The organism is Mycobacterium sp. NGS33, from assembly GCF_059812885.1.
In genome coordinates, this window is record NZ_JCALDN010000025.1 from 1 (window position 1) to 20,335 (window position 20,335).

The following is a 20,335-nucleotide window of genomic DNA, read 5'->3' on the forward strand; positions in this document are numbered from 1 at the left end:
GTGTCTTCGCAGACGTTTACGTGTCGCGCAAACCGCGGCGGTTAGATCTTCTCGGCGTAGGCCGACCACTCCAGTTGCGAGGCCTTGAGTTTGCGGCCGGTGGGCTCGACGTAGCGCTGCACGAGCTCGTCGGGACCGGCCTGTTCCACCAGCCGCCAGCCGTACTCGCCCAGGAACGCGGCCACCTCGTCGGGCTCCAGCCCGAAATGCCACAGCTGGCGCCGCTCGCGCACGGTGCGGTACAGCGTGCGGGTGCCGTAGCGATTGGTGCCGTCGATGAAATCCCTACGCACGTAGGTGAACACCAATCGGCTGCCGGGCGCGGTCGCGCGCAAGCCGTCCAGGGTGCGCCGCACGGTCGCCTCGGTGAGGTACTGCGTGACGCCCTCGCAGATGAAGAACACCCGGTAGTCGGTGCGATAACCGTGCTCGGCCAGCGAGGTGAGCAGGTCGTCATGCTCGAGGTTCAACGCCACCAACCGGACCGACAGCGGCAATTCGCCGAGTACGCGGCGGACCGTCTTGAACTTGCGCGCGACGTTCACCGGCAGATCGACCTCGAACACCGGGATGCGGACCCGCCGCGTCAACAGGTAGGCGCGGGTGTCGAGGCCCGCCCCGAGGATGACGACGGCGTCGATGTCGTCGAGCGACTCCTTGAGCTTGTCGGCGATAAAACGCTTGCGGCAGGCCAGGTTTGCCCATAAACCCGGACCGGTGAACTCCGAGCCGCGGATCAGCAGCCGACGCACCGGTGCGAAGCGGGTGGCGCCGACGAGCCACCGCAGCGGGGCGGGCAGGAAGAGCTCGGCGAAGTCGTCGTCGACCAGGCGGCGTCCTGGCGCCTCGTTCTGCTCGACGGCGGCCAGCACCATCGGGCCAAATGCCGTCTGCGCAACCGGGTTTCGTGCCATGGCGACTACTTGTTCAGGAAACCCGCGTCGACGGGCAGGGTCACGCCGGTGATGTAGCGAGCCTGGTCGGACACCAGCCACGCCACCGCGTTGGCGATGTCCTCGACGTCGAGCACCTCGACCGGCATGGCGTTGCCCATCGCCCCCGGCGTGTCGGTCGCGGCCGCCATCTTGGCCAGCCATTCGCGGGTGAACTCGTTGTTGATCATCGGCGTCTCGACCCCGGAGGGATGGATCGAATTGACCCGAATCATCTGTCCGGCAAGAAGATTCGCGTAGACCCGCATCAGCCCGACCACCCCGTGCTTGGCGGCGGCATAGCCGACGGAGCCGGCGTCCGGGCTGCCGACCCCGGCCAGCCCCGCGCTCGAACTGATCAACACGATCGACCCGCCGGTGCCCTGCTTGACCATCGTGGGTATCGCGACCTTGATGGTGTGGTAGACGCCGGTCAGGTTGACGTTGATGACGTCGTGCCAACCGTCGTCACCGGATTGCATGGGGGCGATCCCGGCGTTGGCCACCACGATGTCCAGCCGGCCGAATTCGTCCAGGCCGGCCTGCAGCGCCGCCGACAGCGATTCGCGGACGCGGACGTCGCCCTGCCGCGCCACGATGCGTGCGCCGGTGTCTTCCACCAGCTTCACGGTGGCCGCCAGGTCCTCCGGCGTGGCCAGCGCGTAGGGGACGCTGGCGATCTGGTCGCACAGGTCGACGGCGATGATGTCCGCGCCGTCGGCGGCCAGCCGCACCGCGTGCGCGCGGCCCTGCCCGCGCGCCGCGCCGGTGATGAAGGCGACCTTGCCCTTCAGGGGCCCTTCCGACGACCGGGCCATCAGGGCCGCAACTGCCCTTTGGCCGCATCGCCCGCCGGGACCGGCTGCAGCATCTTGATGTCGGGCGCCCCGTCCAGGTGCTCGCCGGCCGCGGTGAACATCTTGGTGACCGCCGGTGCGGTGCTGTGCGCCTTGAGCGCCTCGGCGTCGGCCCACTGCTCGACGAACACGAACGTCTCACCCGACTGGTGCAACGAATACACCTGGCAGCCCGGCTCGTCGTGCACCTCTTCGACGGCCCGCGTGAGGATGTCGCGAACGGTGTCGACCGACTCGGGTTTGACAGTCAAGGTGGCGACGACGACAACGGGCATTGATGGCCTCCTGGGCGCTGCGGGGGTGGGTGACGAGCACGACTTTTTGCAACCGGATGTCACCCTACTCACGCGATTTGGGGGCCGATCCGGGCCATGCCCGACAAGCCGGGCGGTTACCAGTGTGGCGGGTGGTGTAGATGATGCCGTTGCGACTACGCTTGCCGGCATGCCCAGTAAGACCGCCGCCCGCTCCGGAAGCCGAACGAGCAGGTCAAAGGCCACATCGCGCCCCAGCGGGTCGCGGGGAGCGCGCCCGGCGGCGCCCCGCAAGAAGGCCGGTAAGCCCGCCAGGCGGCGTCAGCAGGCGCCGCTGGTTTCCGCCGGGCTGACCTGCGGTCGCGCCATGCGCGCCGTCTGGATGATGGCCGCGCGGGGGACCGGCGGCGCGGCCCGGTCGATCGGGCGGGCCCACGACATCGACCCCGGGCATCGCCGCGACGGCATCGCGCTGCTGCTGCTGGGCTTTTCCGTGGTGGTCGCGGCGAGCTCGTGGTTCCACGCCGCCGGGCCGGTCGGGACGTGGATCGACATGGCGTTGCGGACCTTCATCGGCGCGGGCGTGCTGGCGCTGCCGGTCGCCACCGCGGCGGTGGCGGTGACGCTGATGCGCACCGAACCGAACCCCGATGTGCGGCCCCGGCTGATCCTGGGCGCCAGCCTGATCACCCTGTCGGTGCTCGGGCTGCGCCACCTGTGGTCCGGGTCGCCGGGCGACCCCGACGCCCGCCGCCGCGCGGCCGGTTTCATCGGCTTCGCCATCGGCGGCCCGCTCTCGGACGGGCTCACGCCGTGGATCGCGGCGCCGCTGCTGTTCATCGGCTTCATGTTCGGCCTGCTGCTGCTGACCGGCACCACCATCCGCGAGGTGCCGGTGGTGATGCGCAACCTGTTCCACACCCGGTTCGTCGACGAGGACTACGACGACGAGCCCTACGACTATGCCGACGAGTTCGACGACGACGGGGCCGACCGCGACGGCCACCACGACGAGGCGCCGCCCATCCCGGACGAGCCGCCCGCGCCGGCGTGGTCCCCGGACGACGACGCCCAGGCCGCGCTGCAGGACGACATCCCGACGATGCCCGAGCCCGCCATCCAGCCCTCTGCGCGGGGCCGCAAGCGCGGCCGGTCCGCGGACAAGCACGACACCGTGGAACTGGACCGGGTCGTCGAGGGCCCCTACACGCTGCCGTCGCTGAACCTGCTGGTTGCGGGGGACCCGCCGAAGAAGCGCAGCGCCGCCAACAACGTCATGGCCGACGCCATCACCGAGGTGCTCACCCAGTTCAAGGTGGACGCCGCCGTCACCGGCTGCACCCGCGGGCCGACCGTCACCCGCTACGAGGTCGAGCTGGGGCCGGGCGTGAAGGTCGAGAAGATCACTGCGCTGCAGAAGAACATCGCGTACGCGGTGGCCACCGAGAGCGTGCGCATGCTGGCGCCGATCCCGGGCAAGTCGGCCGTGGGCATCGAGGTGCCCAACACCGACCGGGAAATGGTGCGGCTGGCCGACGTCCTCACCGCCCCGTCGACCCGGCGCGACCACCACCCGCTGGTGATCGGGCTCGGCAAGGACATCGAGGGCGACTTCATCTCGGCCAACCTGGCCAAGATGCCGCACCTGCTGGTGGCCGGCTCCACGGGATCCGGTAAGTCCAGCTTCGTCAACTCGATGCTGATCTCGCTGCTGGCGCGCGCCACCCCCGAAGAGGTCAGGATGATCCTGATCGACCCGAAGATGGTGGAACTCACCCCGTACGAAGGCATTCCGCACCTGATCACCCCGATCATCACCCAGCCCAAGAAGGCGGCGGCCGCGCTGGCGTGGCTGGTCGAGGAGATGGAGCAGCGCTACCAGGACATGCAGGCCTCCCGGGTGCGCCACATCGACGACTTCAACGAGAAGGTGCGCTCGGGCGCGATCACCGCGCCGCTGGGCAGCCAGCGCGAGTACCGGCCCTACCCGTATGTGGTGGCGATCGTCGACGAGCTGGCCGACCTGATGATGACCGCGCCCCGCGACGTCGAGGACGCCATCGTGCGGATCACCCAGAAGGCCCGCGCCGCCGGCATTCACCTGGTGCTGGCCACCCAGCGGCCGTCGGTGGACGTGGTCACCGGCCTGATCAAGACGAACGTCCCGTCCCGGCTGGCGTTCGCGACGTCGTCGCTCACCGACAGCCGCGTCATCCTCGACCAGGCCGGCGCGGAGAAGCTGATCGGCATGGGCGACGGCCTGTTCCTGCCGATGGGCGCGGGCAAGCCGATCCGGCTGCAGGGCGCGTACATCACCGACGAGGAGATCCACGCCGTCGTCACGGCCTGCAAGGACCAGGCCGAGCCCGAGTACACCGAGGGCGTCACCGCCGCCAAGCCCACCGGCGAACGCACCGACGTCGACCCCGACATCGGTGACGACATGGACGTGTTCCTGCAGGCCGTCGAGCTGGTGGTGTCCAGCCAGTTCGGCTCCACGTCGATGCTGCAGCGCAAGCTGCGCGTCGGCTTCGCCAAGGCCGGCCGGCTGATGGACCTGATGGAGACCCGCGGCATCGTCGGGCCCTCGGAGGGTTCCAAGGCGCGCGAGGTGCTGATCAAGCCCGACGAGCTGGCCGGAACGCTGGCGCTGATCCGCGGCGGCAGCGACGCCGACGGCGGCGACCCCGACGTCGACTAGTCCGCTTAAAGCACCAGCAGCATCCGCGAGTTGCCGAGAATGTTCGGCTTGACGTAGCTGAGGTCCAGGAACTCGGCGACGCCGATGTCGTAGGAGCGGCACATCTCCTCGAACACCTCGGCGGTCACCGGCGTGCCCTCGATCTCGGTGAAGCCATGCCGGGCGAAGAACTCGGTCTCGAACGTCAACACGAACAGCCGCTTCAGCGCGAGCTCGCGGGCGACCTCGAGCAGCCGGTCGACGATCGCGTGGCCGATCCCGTGGCCGGTCATCTCCGGATCGACCGCGACGGTGCGGACCTCGCCGAGGTCGGACCACAACACGTGCAGCGCCCCGCACCCGACCACCCGGCCTGGAAAATCCGGGTGTTCGGCCACCCAGAACTCCTGCACGGCCTCGTACAGCGTCACGAGATTCTTCTCGAGCAGGATCTTCCCGGCGTAGGTGTCGACCAGGCGCTTGATGGCCGGAACATCGGAGGTTCGCGCGCGCCGAACCAGCGGCCGATATCGCTGCGGACTTCTGCTCACGGCTAACAGTATCGACATCTCGGACGGCGGTGCTGGTCAACCGCTATTCTGTTGCCGTGTCGGGGCAGCCGCAGACGGGTCCGCTAACTGGACCGCCGGGCCGCGCAAACATCGCCAACCTGGCCAATACCCTGACCCTGTTGCGGCTGGTGCTGGTGCCGGTCTTCCTGCTGGCCCTGTTTGCCGGTGACGGCCGCGAAACCGGTTTCCGCGTCGTCGCTTTCGTCATTTTCGCGGTCGCCTGCATCACCGATCGGCTGGACGGGCTGCTGGCCCGCAACTACGGCATGGCGACCGAATTCGGCGCCTTCGTCGATCCGATCGCCGACAAGACGCTGGTGGGGTCGGCGCTGATCGGGCTCTCGATGCTGGGGGAGCTGCCGTGGTGGGTGACGGTGCTGATCCTGACGCGCGAATTCGGGGTGACCGTGCTGCGGCTGGCCGTCATCCGCCGCGGCGTCATCCCGGCCAGCTGGGGCGGCAAACTGAAGACCGTGGTGCAGGTGCTGGCCATCGGATTGTTCGTGCTGCCCTGGACGGGATCGCCGGGGCCGTTCCGGGTGGTCGCGGCGGTGGTGATGGGCGCGGCGATCGTCCTGACGGTGATCACCGGCATCGACTACGTCGTGTCGACCGTCCGGGAAGTGCGCCGCACACCCGGCTGATTCTCCGGCGCCGACCGGGAACCAGATCACCGCTCTCGGCGTTCACCTAGTGAGCGCCCGCCGCGGCAGTACGTGCCGCGCAGGGACGACGGACGAAGGAGGGCGGGATGGCGCCATTGGTGCGCGAGGTCATCGGCGACGTGTTGCGCGAGGCCCGCACGACACAGGGCCGCACGCTGCGCGAGGTCTCCGATTCGGCGCGGGTGAGCCTCGGCTACCTGTCCGAGGTGGAGCGCGGCCGCAAGGAGCCCTCGAGCGAGCTGCTGAACGCCATCTGTGACGCACTGGACGTCCCGTTGTCGTCGGTTCTGATCCACGCCGGCGAGCGGATGGCCAGCGAGGAGCGCACGGCCGTCGGCGCGCCCACGGACGGGGCGGGCGGCACCAGCATCAAGGTCGTCATCCCCCCGGTGGCGTCGCTGGCGCTGGCCTGAGCGCCGGGGCCCGATCCCGCGTAAGGGGTGGGGCGATCGGCGCCGACCCATTAAATTGAGCGACAGGCGCAGAGCCGTTCAGGCCCATCCGGGGACCCTCCGGATCCCAAGAAGCGAAGGTGGAGCTAACTCATGGCCAATCCGTTCGTCAAGGCGTGGAAGTACCTCACGGCGCTGTTCAACGCCAAGATCGACGAGCACGCCGACCCGAAAGTGCAGATCCAGCAGGCCATCGAGGAAGCGCAGCGCACGCATCAGGCGCTGACCCAGCAGGCCGCGCAGGTCATCGGCAACCAGCGGCAGCTGGAGATGCGGCTCAACCGTCAGCTGGCGGACGTGGAGAAGCTGCAGGTCAACGTGCGTCAGGCGTTGACGCTGGCCGACCAGGCCACCGCGGCCGGCGACACCGCCAAGGCGACCGAATACAACAACGCCGCCGAGGCGTTCGCCGCCCAGCTGGTGACCGCCGAGCAGAGCGTCGAAGACCTCAAGACGCTGCACGACCAGGCGCTGGGGGCCGCCGCGCAGGCCAAGAAGGCCGTCGAGCAGAACGCCATGATGCTGCAGCAGAAGATCGCCGAGCGCACCAAGCTGCTCAGCCAGCTCGAGCAGGCCAAGATGCAGGAACAGGTGAGCGCCTCACTGCAGTCCATGAGCGATCTCGCCGCCCCCGGCAACGTCCCCAGCCTCGACGAGGTGCGCGACAAGATCGAGCGCCGCTACGCCAACGCGATCGGGGCGGCCGAGCTCGCCCAGGGTTCGGTGCAGGGCCGGATGCTCGAGGTCGAGCAGGCCGGCGTGCAGATGGCCGGTCATTCCCGGCTGGAACAGATTCGCGCCTCGATGCGCGGTGAGGCCCTGCCGACCGGCGGGACGCCGGCCGCGGGGACCACCCCGGCGACGCCCGCACCCGCGGAGAGCGCCGGCGGCTCGGTCACCGAGAAGCCACTTGGCCAGTAGTCGGAGCGTCATGGCGGTGAAGGCGTCGCAGCCCGGTCCGTGGCGCGCGCTGCTGCACCGGGGACTGGCCACCGCGGCCGACCTTTCCGACGTGGTGGCCCGCAAGCTCAGCGCCGCCGCCGACCCGCGCGCACGCCAGCTGCGCCGCCGCCGGCGCGCCTTGCGCTGGGGCCTGATCTTCAGCGCCGGATGTGTGTTCTGGGCGGCGGTGACGATGCTGCTCGCGGCCTGGGGCTGGTTTGCGCTGCTGCTCGAAATCACCGGCGGCGTCGCGGTTTTCATGGCCATCCCGGCGACGCTGTTGCTGCTTCGCTACCGCTGGCTGCGGTCCGAGCCGCTGCCGGTGCCCCTGACCACCACCGCGCGCCGGCTACCGCCACCGGGTTCGGCGGCGCGCCCGGCGATGTACGCGCTGGGCGCCTCGGAGCGCGGATTTTCGTCTCTGGTGGCGGTGATCGAGCGGGGCGCGATGTTGCCGACCGCCGAGATTCGCGACCTGACCGCCGCCGCCACCAGGACCTCGGCCGCCATGGCGTCCACCGCCGCGCAGGTGGTGTCGATGGAGCGGGCGGCACAGGCCAGCGCGGAATCCCGGACGCATCTGGTGCCCACCATCAACGCGTTCACCGCGCAGCTGTCCGCCGGCGTTCGTCAATACAACGAAATGGTCACCGCGGCAGCGCAATTGGTGTCGTCGGCGAACGGGGACGGGTCGGCCGCGTCGCAGCATTACCGCGCGGAGCTGGCCGGGGCGACGGACCGGCTCCTCGGTTGGGCGCAGGCCTTCGATGAACTCGGCGGACTGCGCGGGACCGGCTAGTCGGCCAAACGCGGTGTCAGAACGTCGCTTTCAGCGACGGGACCACCAGTGCCGCCAGGCCACGCGCGGTGGCCTTGAGCATGTCGAAAAAGTCAAAGTAGTCCCGCCACAGCGTGATTCGCCCGTTGTGGACCTCGAACACGCCGCACACCCAGAACTGCAGACGCAGCGGGCCGAAGATCAGCGCATCGGTGCGTTCGGTGAGCACCGCGCCGCCGTCGGCCGCGATGCGGTGGATCTTCACCTCGAAGGCCGCGCGGCCTTCCATTTGGCGAAACAGCTTGATGGCCCTGGCCCTGCCGTGGATGGTGGGCAGGCCGACGTTTTCGTAGACGAGGTCGTCGGCCAGCGCGGCGTCCGCGGCGTCGTAATCCGCCTCCTGCAGCGCATTCAGAAAGCCTTCGACCGTGCGGGTGTTCGCAACGGTGGTCCCAGTCAGCTCGGTCATCTTGTCAGCGTAGGCGCGTGGCCGCGTCGCGCTGTGGCAGGGTAAGCACGATGCGCGTCGCCGTGGTCGCCGGGCCGGATCCCGGGCATTCGTTCCCGGCGATCGCGCTGTGCCAACGCTTCGCCGAAGCCGGCGACGAGCCCACGATCTTCACCGGAGCCGAATGGCTCGACGCCGCCCGCGGCGCCGGCATCGACGCCGTCGCGCTGGACGGGCTGGCCGCCACCGACGACGACGTCGACGCCGGGGCCAGGATCCACCGGCGCGCCGCGCGGATGGCCGTGCTCAACGTGCCCGCGCTGCGCGAACTCGCGCCCGATTTGGTGGTGTCCGACGTCATCACCGCCGGCGGCGGCATGGCCGCCGAACTGCTGGGCATCCCGTGGATCGAACTCAACCCGCACCCGCTGTACCTGCCGTCCAAAGGGCTCCCGCCGATCGGCAGTGGCCTGGCGCCGGGCACCGGCATCCGGGGCCGGCTACGCGACGCCGCGATGCGCGCGCTGACGGCGCGATCCTGGCGGGCCGGGCTGCGCCAACGCGGGATGGCGCGCGCGGAGATCGGCCTGCCCGTCCGCGATCCCGGGCCGCTGCGGCGGCTGATCGCGACGCTGCCCGCGCTGGAGGTTCCCCGCCCGGACTGGCCGGCAGAGGCCGTCCTGGTCGGGCCGTTGCACTTCGAGCCGACCGACCGGGTCCTCGAGGTCCCGGCCGGCTCCGGGCCGGTGGTGGTCATCGCGCCGTCGACCGCGCTGATCGGAACCGAAGGCCTGGCCGAGGTCGCGTTGGGGTGCCTGACGCCGGGGGAGACCATGCCGGCGGGCTCGCGCCTGCTGGTGTCACGGCTGGACGGACCGGAACTGACGGTGCCGCCCTGGGCGGCGGTCGGCCTGGGACGCCAGGACGCGCTGCTCGCGCACGCCGACCTGGTGATCTGCGGCGGCGGCCACGGCATGGTGGCCAAGACGCTGCTGGCCGGCGTGCCGCTGGTGGTGGTGCCCGGCGGCGGCGACCAGTGGGAGATCGCCAACCGGGTGCTGCGCCAGGGCAGCGCGCGGCTGATCCGGCCGCTGACCGCCGACGCGTTGGTGGCCGCGGTCAACGAGGTGCTGTCGTCGCCGCGCTACCGGGCGGCGGCCCAGACCGCGGCCGCCGGCATCGCCGACGTCGCCGATCCGGTCCGGGTGTGCCGCGACGCCCTTGCGGTGGCCGGATGATCGGCGGCGCGCCGCCCGGGACGCCTTATGCTTCGGCGGGAGGCACGGGAGGCATTCGATGAGGATCGTCACGACAATCGCCGCCGGCGCCCTGCTGGCCGGCTCGCTGGCCGGTGCGGCCGTCGCGCACGCCGACAGTCCCGAGGAACAGCAGGCATGCCAGTTGATGGACGACCCTGCCGCCGCCCAACAGGGACTGGCCCCGGCCGAATACACCTTCATGCAGCTGCGGGCCACCATGTCGGCCCAACGCGCGCGCGACATCATGTCGATCGCGGTCCACGAGGACTGCCCGAACCACATCATCGATCTGCCGGCCAGCTGGAGGTAGGTGCCTGCGCGCTCAGGTGTCCGTTCCAGGCGGGCTGGGTATGTTGGCTGGCGTGCGGCTAACGGAGTTTCACGAGCGGGTGGTGCTGCGCTTCGGCACCACCTACGGGTCCTCGGTGCTGGTGGATCACGTGCTGAGCGGCTTCGGCGGACGCACGGCCGCCCAGGCCATCGAGGCGGGCATCGAGCCCCGCGACGTGTGGCGGGCGTTGTGCGTCGACTTCGACGTACCGCGGGAGCAGTGGTGACCGCCGCCCGTCATTCGTAGGCCGGGTAGCCGTTCTGCCGCAGCACGGTGGCCAGGTGCACGGCGTTGCGCGCCGCATTCCCGGTGGCCGACGCGACCGCCTCCGGCACGTCGTCGAGGTCGGTGTAGTCCGTGCCCTGCATGGCCTCGCCGTTCCAGTAGGTGCAGCCCTGCGCGGCGATCGAGAACCCGATGTCGTTGAGCGCCTGGAAGAGATCGGCCACGATCTTGTGCGCCCCGTCCTCGTTGCCCACGACCGCGGCCAGCGCCACCTTGCCCACCATCGCCGGCCGTCCCGCGTCGTCGGTGTCGGACAGCTCGGCGTCGAGGCGCTCCAGGACGCGCTGGGCGACGCTGGACATGTGGCCGACCCAGGTCGGCGTCGAGACGATGACGATGTCCGCCGATTTGACCTTGTCCAGCAGCGCCGGCCACTCGTCGCCCGGGCCCATGTCGGCCTCGACGCCCGGCAGCAGGTTCAGGTCGACGCAGCGCACCTTTTCACCCTCGACGCCCGCGCCGCGCAGCTGATCGAGCACTTGGTCGGCGAGCAGCTCGCTGCTGGACGGCGCCGGGCTCTTCTTCAACGAGCAGATCAACGCGATGGCGCGCAGGGACGGTGTTGCGGCTGAGGACATGGTGGCCAGATACCCCGGCGGGACAGCGGCAAACGACCTCCGCGCCCGATCGGCCCTATCGCGGCACCCGGTGCAGCACGCAGTCACCGCACAGCGAGCCCCCGGGCAGCCGATAGAACAGGCAGCAGCTGCGGCGCCGGAAACCCAGCTGCGGGCCGGTGATGACGCCGGAACCGGCCAGCACGCCGGTGTCCAGCAGCGACTCGGTCATACCGACGGTCGCGGTGCGCAGGTCGGGCCGGGCCGCCATCAGGGCCCGCGCGGCGCCCACCAGCGCCGAGGCGATGTTGCCCGCGAGCAGGGCGGGCGCCAGGTTGACCCGCAGGCCGGCGGCGAGCGGTTGCAGGTGCTCGTCGACCACGGCCCGGTACAGCGCGTCGGGCGAATCGACGGCCGTGCCGTCGGGTCTGGGCAGTCGGAGCCGGGCATCGTCGTCGGCGCGGTGCAGGTCATCGAGGTCGGGGACGACGCCGTGGCCGATCGCGCAGGCGAGCACCGGTGACCACAGCCGGGCGGCGTGGGCGAGGTGAACCAGCGACGCGCCGATCCGCAGGTCCGTGGTGTGGTAGCGGCGGGCGGTGGCCTCGACCAGGTCGGCGCAACCGTCGGCGTAGGACCGGGCGACCGGATGCCATCCCGCCGCGTCCCCGCCCACGGTCAGAGCGAAAAAGCCTCCGTATGAAGCCGTTTCGGCCAGCTGGGCGGAGATGTCCATGGGTTCGCGACCGCCTCCCGGGCAGATCGGCCCCGAGAAGGCCCGTCGGCGCCTTTCGGGAGCCGATGTTGCCACACGTGCCGGGGGCACAACGGCGTGTCGAACTTGAATCGAACACCTGTTCGGCTAGTGTGGTGAGCGTTCGGCCAGTCAACTTGTCGGTGGCCTTCTCTAGTGTCACCGCCAACCGACCGATACCGGTCAGACGAACACCGACTATAGGAGAGGCACCATGGCGCAAGCCCCCGATCGCGAGAAGGCTCTCGAACTGGCGATGGCCCAGATCGAAAAGAGCTACGGCAAAGGCTCGGTGATGCGTCTCGGCGACGAGACGCGTCAGCCGATTTCGATCATCCCCACCGGATCCATCGCACTGGACGTGGCCCTGGGCATCGGCGGGCTGCCCCGCGGCCGGGTCGTGGAGATCTACGGCCCGGAATCCTCGGGTAAGACCACCGTCGCCCTGCACGCGGTGGCCAACGCCCAGGCCGCCGGCGGCGTCGCCGCCTTCATCGACGCCGAGCACGCCCTGGACCCGGAGTACGCCAAGAAGCTCGGCGTGGACACCGATTCCCTGCTGGTCAGCCAGCCCGACACGGGGGAGCAGGCCCTCGAGATCGCCGACATGCTGATCCGCTCCGGCGCGCTGGACATCCTGGTCATCGACTCGGTGGCCGCGCTGGTGCCACGCGCCGAGCTCGAAGGCGAGATGGGCGACAGCCACGTCGGGCTGCAGGCCCGGTTGATGAGCCAGGCGCTGCGGAAAATGACTGGCGCGCTGAACAATTCGGGCACCACCGCGATCTTCATCAACCAGCTGCGCGAGAAGATCGGGGTGATGTTCGGCAGCCCCGAAACCACCACGGGTGGAAAGGCTTTGAAGTTCTACGCGTCGGTGCGCATGGACGTACGCCGGATCGAGACGCTCAAGGACGGCACCAACGCGGTCGGTAACCGCACCCGGGTCAAGATCGTCAAGAACAAGGTGGCGCCACCCTTCAAGCAGGCCGAGTTCGACATCCTCTACGGCCAGGGCATCAGCCGGGAAGGCTCGCTGATCGACATGGGTGTGGAGCAGGGCTTCATCCGCAAGTCCGGTTCCTGGTTCACCTATGAGGGCGAGCAGCTCGGCCAGGGCAAGGAGAACGCCCGCACCTTCTTGAAGGAAAACGACGAAGTCGCCAACGAGATCGAGAAGATGATCAAGGAAAAGCTCGGCATTGGCGCGGTCGTGACCGATGACGACGTCCTGCCCGCCCCCGTCGACTTCTGAGCCCTCCCGCGAGGAGCAGGCGCGGGCGCTGTGCCTGCGCCTGCTCACCGCGAGAGCGCGCACCCGCGCGGAGCTGCGCGGCCGGCTGGCCCAACGCGGCTATCCCGACGACGTCAGCGAGCGGGTCCTCGACCGGTTGGCCTCCGTCGGCCTGATCGACGACGCCGACTTCGCCCAGCAGTGGGTGCAGTCCCGCCGCATCCACGCCGGGAAAAGCAAGCGCGCCCTGGCCGCCGAACTGCACACCAAGGGCGTCGACAACGACGTGATCACCTCGGTGCTCGCCGGGATCGACGCCGGCGCCGAGCGGGACCGGGCGGAGCAGTTGGTCCGGTCCAAGCTGCGCCGGGAAACGCTCAACGACGACGATGCGCGGGTGACCCGCAGGCTGGTGGGGATGCTGGCGCGCCGTGGCTACAGCCAGAACATGGCGTGCGAGGTCGTCTTCGCCGAGCTGGCGGCCGAACGGGAGCGGCGCCGGGTCTAAGCCCTGACGTGCGGTTTCTCGCGTGCCGACCGGCCGCCGTACCATGGCCCCGTGACTTCGATGGTGGCGAGCGACGCCGACGCCGCGGACGCGGCCGCCGCTGCCGCGCCCACGCGCACCTACCAAGTCCGCACCTATGGCTGCCAGATGAACGTCCACGACTCGGAACGCTTGGCGGGACTGCTGGAAGCGGCCGGATACCGGCGGGCGGCCGAGGGTGCCGACGCCGACGTGGTCGTGTTCAACACCTGCGCGGTCCGGGAGAACGCCGACAACAAGCTGTACGGCAACCTCAGCCACCTGGCGCCGCGCAAGCGCGGCAATCCCGAGATGCAGATCGCCGTCGGTGGCTGCCTGGCCCAAAAGGACCGCGACGCGTTGCTGCGCAAGGCGCCCTGGGTCGACGTCATCTTCGGCACCCACAACATCGGATCGCTGCCCACCCTGCTGGAGCGGGCCAGGCACAACAAGGTCGCCCAGGTCGAGATCGCCGAGGCGCTGCAGGAGTTCCCGTCGTCACTGCCCAGCGCACGCGAATCCGCCTATGCCGCTTGGGTTTCCGTTTCGGTCGGGTGCAACAACAGTTGCACGTTCTGCATCGTCCCGTCACTGCGGGGCAAAGAGGTCGACCGCAGCCCGGACGACGTCCTGGCCGAGGTGAGGTCGCTGGTGGCCGACGGCGTGCTCGAGGTCACGCTGCTGGGCCAGAACGTCAACGCCTACGGGGTGTCCTTCGCCGACCCGGAGCTGCCCCGCGACCGTGGCGCGTTCGCCCGCCTGCTGCGGGCCTGCGGCGACATCGACGGGCTGGAGCGGGTGCGGTTCACCTCGCCGCATCCCGCCGAATTCACCGACGACGTCATCGAGGCCATGGCTCAGACGCCCAACGTCTGCCCCGCCCTGCACATGCCGCTGCAGTCCGGATCCGACCGGGTGCTGCGCGCGATGCGGCGCTCGTACCGCGCCGAGCGCTACCTCGGCATCATCGACCGGGTCCGGGCCGCCATGCCGCACGCCGCCATCACCACCGACCTGATCGTCGGGTTCCCCGGCGAGACCGAAGCGGACTTCGCCGCCACGCTGGACGTGGTGCGTGCGGCCCGGTTCTCGGCCGCGTTCACCTTCCAGTACTCCAAGCGGCCCGGCACCCCGGCGGCTGAACTCGACGGGCAGATCCCGAAAGCCGTTGTGCAGGAACGCTATGAGCGGCTGATCGAGCTGCAGGAGGCGATCTCGCTGGAGGGCAACCAGGCGTTGATCGGCCAGACCGTCGAATTGCTGGTCGCCACCGGTGAAGGCCGCAAGGACAGCCGCACCGCCCGCATGAGCGGGCGGGCCCGCGACGGCCGGCTGGTGCACTTCGCCGTCGACACACCAGGCGAGGTCAGGCCCGGTGACATCGTCACCACGGTGATCACCGGGGCCGCACCCCACCACCTCATCGCCGACGCGGGCGTCGTCGCGCATCGCCGCACCCGGGCGGGCGATGCCCACGCCACCGGGCAGCGCCCGCGCGGCACCGGCCTCGGCATGCCCGCAGTCGGGCCGCCCGCCGGCCCGGCCGAACCCCTTGGATGTGCACGATGAACAACGAGATGAACCACGACGACGCACAGCTCGGCGCCCTGCGCACCGAGATCGAGGCTGCCGAACGCCGGGTGGCCCGCGGAATCGACCCCGGCCCGCGGGCCTTCTTCGTGTCGATCCTGGTGTTCGTGCTGCTGGCGTCGTTCGTCTTGCCGCACACCGGCGACGTGCGCGGCTGGGACGTGCTGTTCGGTAGCCACCACGCCGGCGCGGCCGCCGTCGCCCTGCCGTCGCGGGTGTTCGCCTGGCTGGCGCTGGTATTCGGTGTGGGCTTCTCGATGCTGGCGTTGGTGACGCGGCGCTGGGCGCTGGCCTGGGTCGCGTTGGCGGGCACGGCCATCGCGGGCGCCGCGGGCATGCTGGCGATCTGGTCGCGTCAGACGGTCTCCGCGGGCCACCCTGGGCCGGGCTGGGGCCTGATCGTCGCCTGGCTGACCGTGCTCGTGCTGACCTACCACTGGGCCCGGGTGGTCTGGTCGCGCACCATCGTGCAACTGGCCGCCGAGGAACAGCGGCGCCGCGTCGCGGCGCAGCAGTCGACCTCGCTGCTCGACGGTCTGGACAAGCCCGCCGCGACCGAGAACGGCGACGACCCCGGAACGCCCAAGGGCGCCTGACCGCAGCTAGGGCTTGCGGGTCAGGGCCTCGACGGCCGCCTGCGCCCACTGCCGCCACTGCTCGGCGTTGGCTCGAGCCTCGTCGGCTTCCTTGGTCCGGCCCGCCGCCGCGGCCTTATGGGCCTGCTGTTCGTATTGCTCGGCGCGGGCCTGGAACTGCTCGGCGCGGGCCTGGGCCTGCGGGTCGGACCAACCCGGGTCGCCGGCGTCGCGCACCTTCTTCTCGACGGCGCGCAGCCGGCGCTCCAGCTCGGCGGACCGCTCGCGCGGGACCTTGCCGATCGCATCCCACTTCTCGGTGATCGCGCGCAGCGCCGCCCGGGCGGCGTCGTGGTTGCTGGTGTCCAGCTTCTCCGCCTCGGCCAGCAGCGCCTCTTTGGCGGTCGCGTTGGCGCGGAACTCCGCGTCCTTTTCCGCGGTCACGGCGTTGCGGGCGGCGAAGAACACGTCCTGGGCGGCCTTGAACCGCCGCCACAGGGCGTCGTCGACCTCCCGGGTCGCCCGCCCGGCCGCCTTCCACTCGGTCAGCAGCTTGCGGAATTCCGCGCTGGTCGCGGTCCAATCGGTCGAATCGGACAGCTCCTCGGCCCGCTCGCACAGGCGTTCCTTGGCCTGGCGGATCACCGAGCGTTCCCGGTCGAGCTCGGCGAAATGCGATCCCCGCCGCCGATTGAAGGCTTCCCGGGCCGCGGAGTAGCGCTTCCACAAGGCGTCGTCGACCTTGCGGTCGACGCCGCTGATCGTCTTCCACTCGTCGAGGATCGCGCGGAACCGGTCGCCGGCGGCCTTCCACTGCGTCGAGTTGGCGGCCAGCTCCTCGGCCTCGGCGGCCAGCGCCTCCTTGCGGGCGGTCTGGGTGGCCCGATGCTCCTCGCGCCGGGAGCGCTCCGCGGCGACCGTCGCCTCGGCGTGCTCGGCGATGGTGGTCAACCGGCCCGCCAGGGCATCGATGTCGCCCAGCACGGCCGCCGTCGGCAGCGTCTCGGCCAGCTCGGCCGCGTGCGCCTTGATCTTGCGGGCGTCGCCGCTTCCGGAGGCCAGGCGCTCCTCCATCAGGGTGACCTCGGTGGCCAGGTCGTCGAAGCGCCGGCCGAAGTGGGCGAAGGCCGCCTCACGGTCGCCGGCCTGCCAGGAGCCTATGATGCGCTCGCCGGCGGAGCTGACCAGCCACACGGTGCCGTCGTCGTCCACCCGCCCGAACTGATGCGGATTGCTCGGCGGCGGCATCACCAGCGGATGCGCGGTGGTGGGTCGCGGTGTCGGCCGGGGGCCGGGACGCGGTCCCGGGCGCGGCACTGGCCGAGCTGATTCGTCGCGAGGCTCGTCAGACGTCATGCGCTCGTCACTACCTTTCGCAACCTTCCGCGCGGTCCGTGTCCCGCGCACCTGCCGCGCGTAGCGGCACCGTCTCCTGCAGCTGCCGAAGGCCCGAGGTGGGGTTCCCTCCCAACAGCCGCTTAACGATATTCAAGCAGCTTGCTCTGCCCCACGCCGCCACCTTGGCATTCCTGACCGGGCCGGCACCAGCGGTGTGCCGACGCCCCGTGGATGCTCGGGTGGCGGCGGTCGATCGGGCGAACGGCCGCCCAGGCCGCGCGCCTAGCCGCGGCGAGGGGCGCGGCCGACGGCTCGCCCGGGCGCGCGCGGCGATGGTGTGACACTCATCCCATCCGTCGCGCCGGCCCGGTCCCGAAAAACGCTGGCAGCGAAGGGCCTTAGCCGTCACTCACAGCGGCCTGTGTACTTCTCTTAGAGTTATCCCACGCAATGCATAGATTGCTGAAGTAATAGTTGAACGGTTACCTACGGGGCAGTGAGCAACGTGCGGAACGTCATAAATTTGTAGTTGAACTGAACGCAAATTGTGCGTGTATTTGCCTGCGCCCCGGGGAAAGCTGGGTCGAACGGTCTAGGGGCGAAGGGGTCGAGAATGTCGAAGGTCGATGTCGCGGCGTTGCTTGCTTTGTGCGCGGCGCTGGCATCCGCGGTCGGCGACGTGATCCGTCAGCGCTCAGCGCACGAGATCACCGACAAGCCGGTCGGGCACCTGGAACTGTTCCGCATGTCGCTCAAGGACAGCCGGTGGTGGCTGGGCGGCCTGGCCGCGATCACCAATTACAGTCTGCAGGCCGCCGCCCTGGCCTGGGGCTCGGTGGTGCTGGTGACCGCGCTGCAGGTGGCCGCGCTGCTGTTCGCGCTGCCCATCTACGCGCGGCTGGCCCATCACCGGGTGATGCCCCGCGAGTGGATGTGGGCCCTCATCCTGGCCGCCGGGCTTGCGGTGGTCATCATCGTCGGCGACCCGGCATCCGGCCAGCAGCGCGGGCTGATGCGCACCTGGATCATCGTCGCCCTGGTCATGGTCCCGCTGCTGGTGGCCTGCGTGGTGGCGGCGCGGCGCTGGTCCGGAAGCCCGTTCGCGGCCGTGCTGCTCGCGGTGGTGGCCGGCTCCTCGTTGGCGCTGTTCGCGGTGCTGACCAAGGGCATCGTCGAGATGTCCGAGCGCGGCCCGATGGCCGTGCTGACCTCGCCGGAGTTCGTGCCGTGGCTGCTGGTGGCGCTGACCGGGATGATCTTCCAGCAATCGGCCTTCCGCGCCGGGACGCTCACCGCGTCACTGCCGACGATGACGGTCGCCAAGCCGGTGGTCGCCGGGGTGCTCGGTGTGCTGGTGCTGGACGAGACGCTGGGCGCCCACGGACCCATGGCGTTCGTGCTGGTGGGCGCGGTCGCGGTGGTCATCGGCGCCACGATCGCCCTGGCCCGCGGCGAGGCCGCCAGCATCGATCAGTCCGATTCCCGCGGGGACGGTGCCTCGCGAAAAGTGCCGCCCCGCGAGGCCAACGCCGAAGACGACTTCGGCCCCTTCAGTGATCGTCTGGTGGTGGCCGACACCTCCGGGTGGTGACCTCCGGCGCCTGGGCGTGCCGAACTAGTGCGGGGTCGTCGGCGCCGCCACGTTAGTTTGGTGGCGTGCTGAGCGCGATCGCGATCGTCCCGTCGGCGCCGGTCCTGGTCCCCGAGCTGGCCGGAGCGGCCGCGGCCGAGGTGGCCGACCTGGTCGCCGCGACGCTCGCCGCGGCGGCGCTGCTGCCCGACCGCTGGGTGGCGATCGGGACGGCCCCCAACGACGACGAATTCGGTCCCGACACCGTGGGCACGTTCGCCGGTTTCGGCGTCGACGTGCCCGTGCAACTGTCTCCGCGACCCGACGGCGCCGCGGCGCCCGTGCCCCTGCCGGTGTGCGCGCTGCTGGCCGCCTGGGTGCGTGGGCAGGCGCAGCCGCAGGCCAGCGCGCAGGTCCGGGTCTACCGCGCCGACCAGGACGGCGCCACCGCGCGGCGCCTCGGCGAGCACCTGCGCGCCGAGATCGACCGGTCGCCCGAGCCGGTCGGGGTGCTGGTGGTGGCCGACGGCGTGAACACGCTGACCCCGGCGGCCCCCGGCGGATACGACCCCGCCAACGCCGCGGCGCAAGCGGCGCTGGACGACGCGCTGGGCAGCGGCGACGTCGCCGCGCTGGGCAGGCTGCCGGACCAGATCGTGGGACGGGTCGCATTTCAGGTGCTGGCCGGGCTGGCCGGGCCGGGCCCCCGATCGGCCAAGGAGCTGTACCGCGGAGCGCCCTACGGGGTGGGCTACTTCGCCGGCGTCTGGCAGGTGTGACGGCCGCCGTGCGCCCCCTGGCGATCATCGGCCCCACGGGCACCGGCAAGTCGCAGCTGGCGCTCGACTTCGCCGACCGGGTCGATCGGCTCGGTGTCCGGGCCGAGATCGTCAACGCCGACGCCATGCAGCTCTATCGCGGCATGGACATCGGCACCGCGAAGCTGCCCGTCGAGCAACGCCGCGGCATCCCACATCACCAGCTCGACGTCCTCGACGTCACCGAGACCGCGACCGTGGCCCGCTACCAGAACGCCGCCGCGGCCGACGTCGAAGCCATCGCGGCCCGCGGTGCGGTGCCCGTCATCGTGGGCGGCTCGATGCTCTACATCCAGTCGCTGCTCGACGACTGGTCGTTTCCCGCCACCGACCCCGCGGTGCGCGCCCGCTGGGAGCGGCGGCTGGCCGAGGTCGGGGTGGGCGAGTTGCACGCCGAGCTGGCCCGACGCGATCCCGCCGCGGCCGCGTCGATCCTGCCCACCGATGCCCGGCGCACCGTGCGCGCTCTGGAGGTGGTCGAGCTGACCGGTCAGCCGTTCGCCGCGTCGGCGCCCCAGATCGGCGCGCCGCGCTGGGACACCGCCATCGTCGGGCTGGACTGCGAGACAACGATTCTCGACGACCGGCTGGCGCGGCGCACCGACGCGATGTTCGACCAGGGTCTGGTCGGCGAGGTGATCGGGCTGCTGCAGCGGGGCTTGCGCGACGGGGTGACCGCCTCGCGCGCGCTGGGCTACGCGCAGGTGCTCGCCGCCCTGGATGCCGGTGGGGGCGACGAGCAGCTGCGTGCCGCGCGCGAGCAGACCTTCGTCGGCACCCGGCGCTACGTCCGCCGCCAGCGGTCCTGGTTCCGGCGGGACCACCGGGTGCGGTGGCTCGATGTCGGCGCGGCGACGCCGGAGCAGCGCGCCGACGTCCTCGACGCCGCCGTGCGGGCCTGGCGCCACGTATCCTGAG

At 70.7% G+C, this 20,335-nt stretch carries 22 protein-coding genes and 1 pseudogene; 15 read left to right on the forward strand and 8 right to left on the reverse strand.

What is annotated here, in order from left to right; genetic code table 11:
* Positions 1–41: 41 nt before the first annotated feature.
* The 3 genes from AC5Y5B_RS23600 to AC5Y5B_RS23610 are packed head-to-tail and all read right to left on the reverse strand — an operon-like array spanning position 42 to position 2,064.
* The gene (locus AC5Y5B_RS23600) at positions 42–914 is read right to left on the reverse strand and encodes an SAM-dependent methyltransferase (protein ID WP_112633521.1); all 873 of its coding nucleotides are present in this window, start codon (positions 912–914) and stop codon (positions 42–44) included.
* A 5-nt stretch (positions 915–919) separates the two neighbouring features.
* Positions 920–1,750 carry a mycofactocin-coupled SDR family oxidoreductase gene (locus tag AC5Y5B_RS23605; protein ID WP_112633522.1) on the reverse strand — a complete coding sequence of 277 codons (831 nt, stop codon included), beginning with the start codon at positions 1,748–1,750 and terminating at the stop codon, positions 920–922.
* Positions 1,750–2,064: a putative quinol monooxygenase gene (locus AC5Y5B_RS23610; protein WP_500006997.1), complete on the reverse strand. Its 315-nt coding sequence runs from the start codon at positions 2,062–2,064 to the stop codon at positions 1,750–1,752. The genes AC5Y5B_RS23605 and AC5Y5B_RS23610 overlap by 1 nt, the downstream gene beginning before the upstream one ends.
* 169 nt (positions 2,065–2,233) lie before the next feature.
* Between AC5Y5B_RS23610 and AC5Y5B_RS23615 the strand changes: the two genes are divergently transcribed.
* A complete protein-coding gene (locus AC5Y5B_RS23615; RefSeq protein ID WP_205869126.1) occupies positions 2,234–4,744 on the forward strand; it encodes an FtsK/SpoIIIE family DNA translocase in 2,511 nt (836 codons plus the stop codon).
* 5 nt (positions 4,745–4,749) lie between these two features.
* On the opposite strand, the gene AC5Y5B_RS23620 is transcribed toward AC5Y5B_RS23615, so the two are convergent.
* Positions 4,750–5,292, reverse strand: coding sequence for an amino-acid N-acetyltransferase (locus AC5Y5B_RS23620; protein ID WP_112633524.1), 543 nt, complete (start codon positions 5,290–5,292; stop codon positions 4,750–4,752).
* 38 nt (positions 5,293–5,330) lie between these two features.
* Between AC5Y5B_RS23620 and pgsA the strand changes: the two genes are divergently transcribed.
* From pgsA to pspM, 4 genes are all read left to right on the forward strand, one after another.
* Positions 5,331–5,939, forward strand: a complete 609-nt coding sequence (gene pgsA, locus AC5Y5B_RS23625; protein WP_500006998.1) for a CDP-diacylglycerol--glycerol-3-phosphate 3-phosphatidyltransferase — start codon at positions 5,331–5,333, stop codon at positions 5,937–5,939.
* Positions 5,940–6,046: 107 nt separating this feature from the next.
* Positions 6,047–6,373, forward strand: coding sequence for a transcriptional regulator ClgR (gene clgR / locus AC5Y5B_RS23630; RefSeq protein ID WP_112633526.1), 327 nt, complete (start codon positions 6,047–6,049; stop codon positions 6,371–6,373).
* A 132-nt stretch (positions 6,374–6,505) separates the two neighbouring features.
* On the forward strand, positions 6,506–7,333 hold the full coding sequence (gene pspA / locus AC5Y5B_RS23635; protein WP_112633527.1) for a phage shock protein PspA: 828 nt from the start codon (positions 6,506–6,508) through the stop codon (positions 7,331–7,333).
* A gap of 10 nt (positions 7,334–7,343) precedes the next feature.
* Positions 7,344–8,153, forward strand: coding sequence for a phage shock envelope stress response protein PspM (gene pspM / locus AC5Y5B_RS23640; RefSeq protein ID WP_112633528.1), 810 nt, complete (start codon positions 7,344–7,346; stop codon positions 8,151–8,153).
* Positions 8,154–8,169: 16 nt separating this feature from the next.
* Here pspM and AC5Y5B_RS23645 read toward each other — a convergent pair whose 3' ends face one another.
* The gene (locus tag AC5Y5B_RS23645; protein ID WP_112633529.1) at positions 8,170–8,601 is read right to left on the reverse strand and encodes a limonene-1,2-epoxide hydrolase family protein; all 432 of its coding nucleotides are present in this window, start codon (positions 8,599–8,601) and stop codon (positions 8,170–8,172) included.
* A 50-nt stretch (positions 8,602–8,651) separates the two neighbouring features.
* Between AC5Y5B_RS23645 and AC5Y5B_RS23650 the strand changes: the two genes are divergently transcribed.
* Genes AC5Y5B_RS23650 through AC5Y5B_RS23660 form a run of 3 tightly spaced genes read left to right on the forward strand, consistent with a single transcriptional unit; the run spans position 8,652 to position 10,396 of the window.
* Positions 8,652–9,818, forward strand: coding sequence for a glycosyltransferase (locus tag AC5Y5B_RS23650; RefSeq protein ID WP_500006999.1), 1,167 nt, complete (start codon positions 8,652–8,654; stop codon positions 9,816–9,818).
* A gap of 58 nt (positions 9,819–9,876) precedes the next feature.
* A complete protein-coding gene (locus tag AC5Y5B_RS23655) occupies positions 9,877–10,149 on the forward strand; it encodes a hypothetical protein (protein WP_112633531.1) in 273 nt (90 codons plus the stop codon).
* A 52-nt stretch (positions 10,150–10,201) separates the two neighbouring features.
* Complete coding sequence (locus AC5Y5B_RS23660; RefSeq protein ID WP_066860781.1) at positions 10,202–10,396, forward strand: DUF3046 domain-containing protein; 195 nt, start codon at positions 10,202–10,204, stop codon at positions 10,394–10,396.
* A gap of 10 nt (positions 10,397–10,406) precedes the next feature.
* Here the strand turns inward: AC5Y5B_RS23660 and AC5Y5B_RS23665 are convergent, their stop codons facing one another.
* Both AC5Y5B_RS23665 and AC5Y5B_RS23670 read right to left on the reverse strand, forming a co-directional pair.
* Positions 10,407–11,033 carry a flavodoxin family protein gene (locus AC5Y5B_RS23665; RefSeq protein ID WP_112633532.1) on the reverse strand — a complete coding sequence of 209 codons (627 nt, stop codon included), beginning with the start codon at positions 11,031–11,033 and terminating at the stop codon, positions 10,407–10,409.
* A gap of 55 nt (positions 11,034–11,088) precedes the next feature.
* Positions 11,089–11,866: pseudogene (locus tag AC5Y5B_RS23670) on the reverse strand ((2Fe-2S)-binding protein).
* Between the two features lie 114 nt (positions 11,867–11,980).
* Between AC5Y5B_RS23670 and recA the strand changes: the two are divergent.
* Genes recA through AC5Y5B_RS23690 form a run of 4 tightly spaced genes read left to right on the forward strand, consistent with a single transcriptional unit; the run spans position 11,981 to position 15,712 of the window.
* Positions 11,981–13,021, forward strand: coding sequence for a recombinase RecA (gene recA, locus AC5Y5B_RS23675; protein WP_007774959.1), 1,041 nt, complete (start codon positions 11,981–11,983; stop codon positions 13,019–13,021).
* Positions 12,987–13,508, forward strand: a complete 522-nt coding sequence (gene recX, locus AC5Y5B_RS23680; protein WP_112633534.1) for a recombination regulator RecX — start codon at positions 12,987–12,989, stop codon at positions 13,506–13,508. The genes recA and recX overlap by 35 nt, the downstream gene beginning before the upstream one ends.
* A 60-nt stretch (positions 13,509–13,568) precedes the next feature.
* On the forward strand, positions 13,569–15,095 hold the full coding sequence (miaB, locus tag AC5Y5B_RS23685; protein ID WP_500007041.1) for a tRNA (N6-isopentenyl adenosine(37)-C2)-methylthiotransferase MiaB: 1,527 nt from the start codon (positions 13,569–13,571) through the stop codon (positions 15,093–15,095).
* Positions 15,092–15,712 carry an Rv2732c family membrane protein gene (locus tag AC5Y5B_RS23690; RefSeq protein ID WP_500007001.1) on the forward strand — a complete coding sequence of 207 codons (621 nt, stop codon included), beginning with the start codon at positions 15,092–15,094 and terminating at the stop codon, positions 15,710–15,712. Before miaB ends, AC5Y5B_RS23690 begins: the two co-directional genes overlap by 4 nt.
* A 6-nt stretch (positions 15,713–15,718) precedes the next feature.
* Here AC5Y5B_RS23690 and AC5Y5B_RS23695 read toward each other — a convergent pair whose 3' ends face one another.
* Positions 15,719–17,047, reverse strand: coding sequence for a DUF349 domain-containing protein (locus AC5Y5B_RS23695; protein ID WP_112633537.1), 1,329 nt, complete (start codon positions 17,045–17,047; stop codon positions 15,719–15,721).
* A gap of 595 nt (positions 17,048–17,642) precedes the next feature.
* On the opposite strand from AC5Y5B_RS23695, the gene AC5Y5B_RS23700 reads away from it, so the two are divergent.
* The 3 genes from AC5Y5B_RS23700 (at position 17,643) to miaA (ending at position 20,334) form a co-directional block, all read left to right on the forward strand.
* Positions 17,643–18,620 carry a DMT family transporter gene (locus tag AC5Y5B_RS23700; RefSeq protein ID WP_500007003.1) on the forward strand — a complete coding sequence of 326 codons (978 nt, stop codon included), beginning with the start codon at positions 17,643–17,645 and terminating at the stop codon, positions 18,618–18,620.
* Between the two features lie 65 nt (positions 18,621–18,685).
* Positions 18,686–19,378 (forward strand): class III extradiol ring-cleavage dioxygenase family protein, encoded by a 693-nt coding sequence (locus AC5Y5B_RS23705; protein WP_500007004.1) that lies wholly within the window; start codon positions 18,686–18,688, stop codon positions 19,376–19,378.
* Between the two features lie 8 nt (positions 19,379–19,386).
* Positions 19,387–20,334 (forward strand): tRNA (adenosine(37)-N6)-dimethylallyltransferase MiaA, encoded by a 948-nt coding sequence (gene miaA / locus AC5Y5B_RS23710; RefSeq protein ID WP_500007006.1) that lies wholly within the window; start codon positions 19,387–19,389, stop codon positions 20,332–20,334.
* Position 20,335 lies beyond the last annotated feature (1 nt).

Excerpts from the sequence above, each read along its gene's own strand:
- AC5Y5B_RS23600 (WP_112633521.1), bottom strand. The coding sequence starts at position 914 with ATGGCACGAAACCCGGTTGCGCAGACGGCATTTGGCCCGATGGTGCTG.
- pspM (WP_112633528.1), top strand. The coding sequence starts at position 7,344 with ATGGCGGTGAAGGCGTCGCAGCCCGGTCCGTGGCGCGCGCTGCTGCAC.
- AC5Y5B_RS23610 (WP_500006997.1), bottom strand. The coding sequence starts at position 2,064 with ATGCCCGTTGTCGTCGTCGCCACCTTGACTGTCAAACCCGAGTCGGTC.
- AC5Y5B_RS23700 (WP_500007003.1), top strand. The coding sequence starts at position 17,643 with ATGTCGAAGGTCGATGTCGCGGCGTTGCTTGCTTTGTGCGCGGCGCTG.
- AC5Y5B_RS23655 (WP_112633531.1), top strand. The coding sequence starts at position 9,877 with ATGAGGATCGTCACGACAATCGCCGCCGGCGCCCTGCTGGCCGGCTCG.
- AC5Y5B_RS23665 (WP_112633532.1), bottom strand. The coding sequence starts at position 11,033 with ATGTCCTCAGCCGCAACACCGTCCCTGCGCGCCATCGCGTTGATCTGC.
- clgR (WP_112633526.1), top strand. The coding sequence starts at position 6,047 with ATGGCGCCATTGGTGCGCGAGGTCATCGGCGACGTGTTGCGCGAGGCC.
- AC5Y5B_RS23645 (WP_112633529.1), bottom strand. The coding sequence starts at position 8,601 with ATGACCGAGCTGACTGGGACCACCGTTGCGAACACCCGCACGGTCGAA.
- AC5Y5B_RS23605 (WP_112633522.1), bottom strand. The coding sequence starts at position 1,750 with ATGGCCCGGTCGTCGGAAGGGCCCCTGAAGGGCAAGGTCGCCTTCATC.
- AC5Y5B_RS23690 (WP_500007001.1), top strand. The coding sequence starts at position 15,092 with ATGAACAACGAGATGAACCACGACGACGCACAGCTCGGCGCCCTGCGC.
- AC5Y5B_RS23620 (WP_112633524.1), bottom strand. The coding sequence starts at position 5,292 with ATGTCGATACTGTTAGCCGTGAGCAGAAGTCCGCAGCGATATCGGCCG.
- recA (WP_007774959.1), top strand. The coding sequence starts at position 11,981 with ATGGCGCAAGCCCCCGATCGCGAGAAGGCTCTCGAACTGGCGATGGCC.
- AC5Y5B_RS23695 (WP_112633537.1), bottom strand. The coding sequence starts at position 17,047 with ATGACGTCTGACGAGCCTCGCGACGAATCAGCTCGGCCAGTGCCGCGC.
- AC5Y5B_RS23650 (WP_500006999.1), top strand. The coding sequence starts at position 8,652 with ATGCGCGTCGCCGTGGTCGCCGGGCCGGATCCCGGGCATTCGTTCCCG.
- recX (WP_112633534.1), top strand. The coding sequence starts at position 12,987 with ATGACGACGTCCTGCCCGCCCCCGTCGACTTCTGAGCCCTCCCGCGAG.
- AC5Y5B_RS23615 (WP_205869126.1), top strand. The coding sequence starts at position 2,234 with ATGCCCAGTAAGACCGCCGCCCGCTCCGGAAGCCGAACGAGCAGGTCA.
- pspA (WP_112633527.1), top strand. The coding sequence starts at position 6,506 with ATGGCCAATCCGTTCGTCAAGGCGTGGAAGTACCTCACGGCGCTGTTC.
- miaB (WP_500007041.1), top strand. The coding sequence starts at position 13,569 with ATGGTGGCGAGCGACGCCGACGCCGCGGACGCGGCCGCCGCTGCCGCG.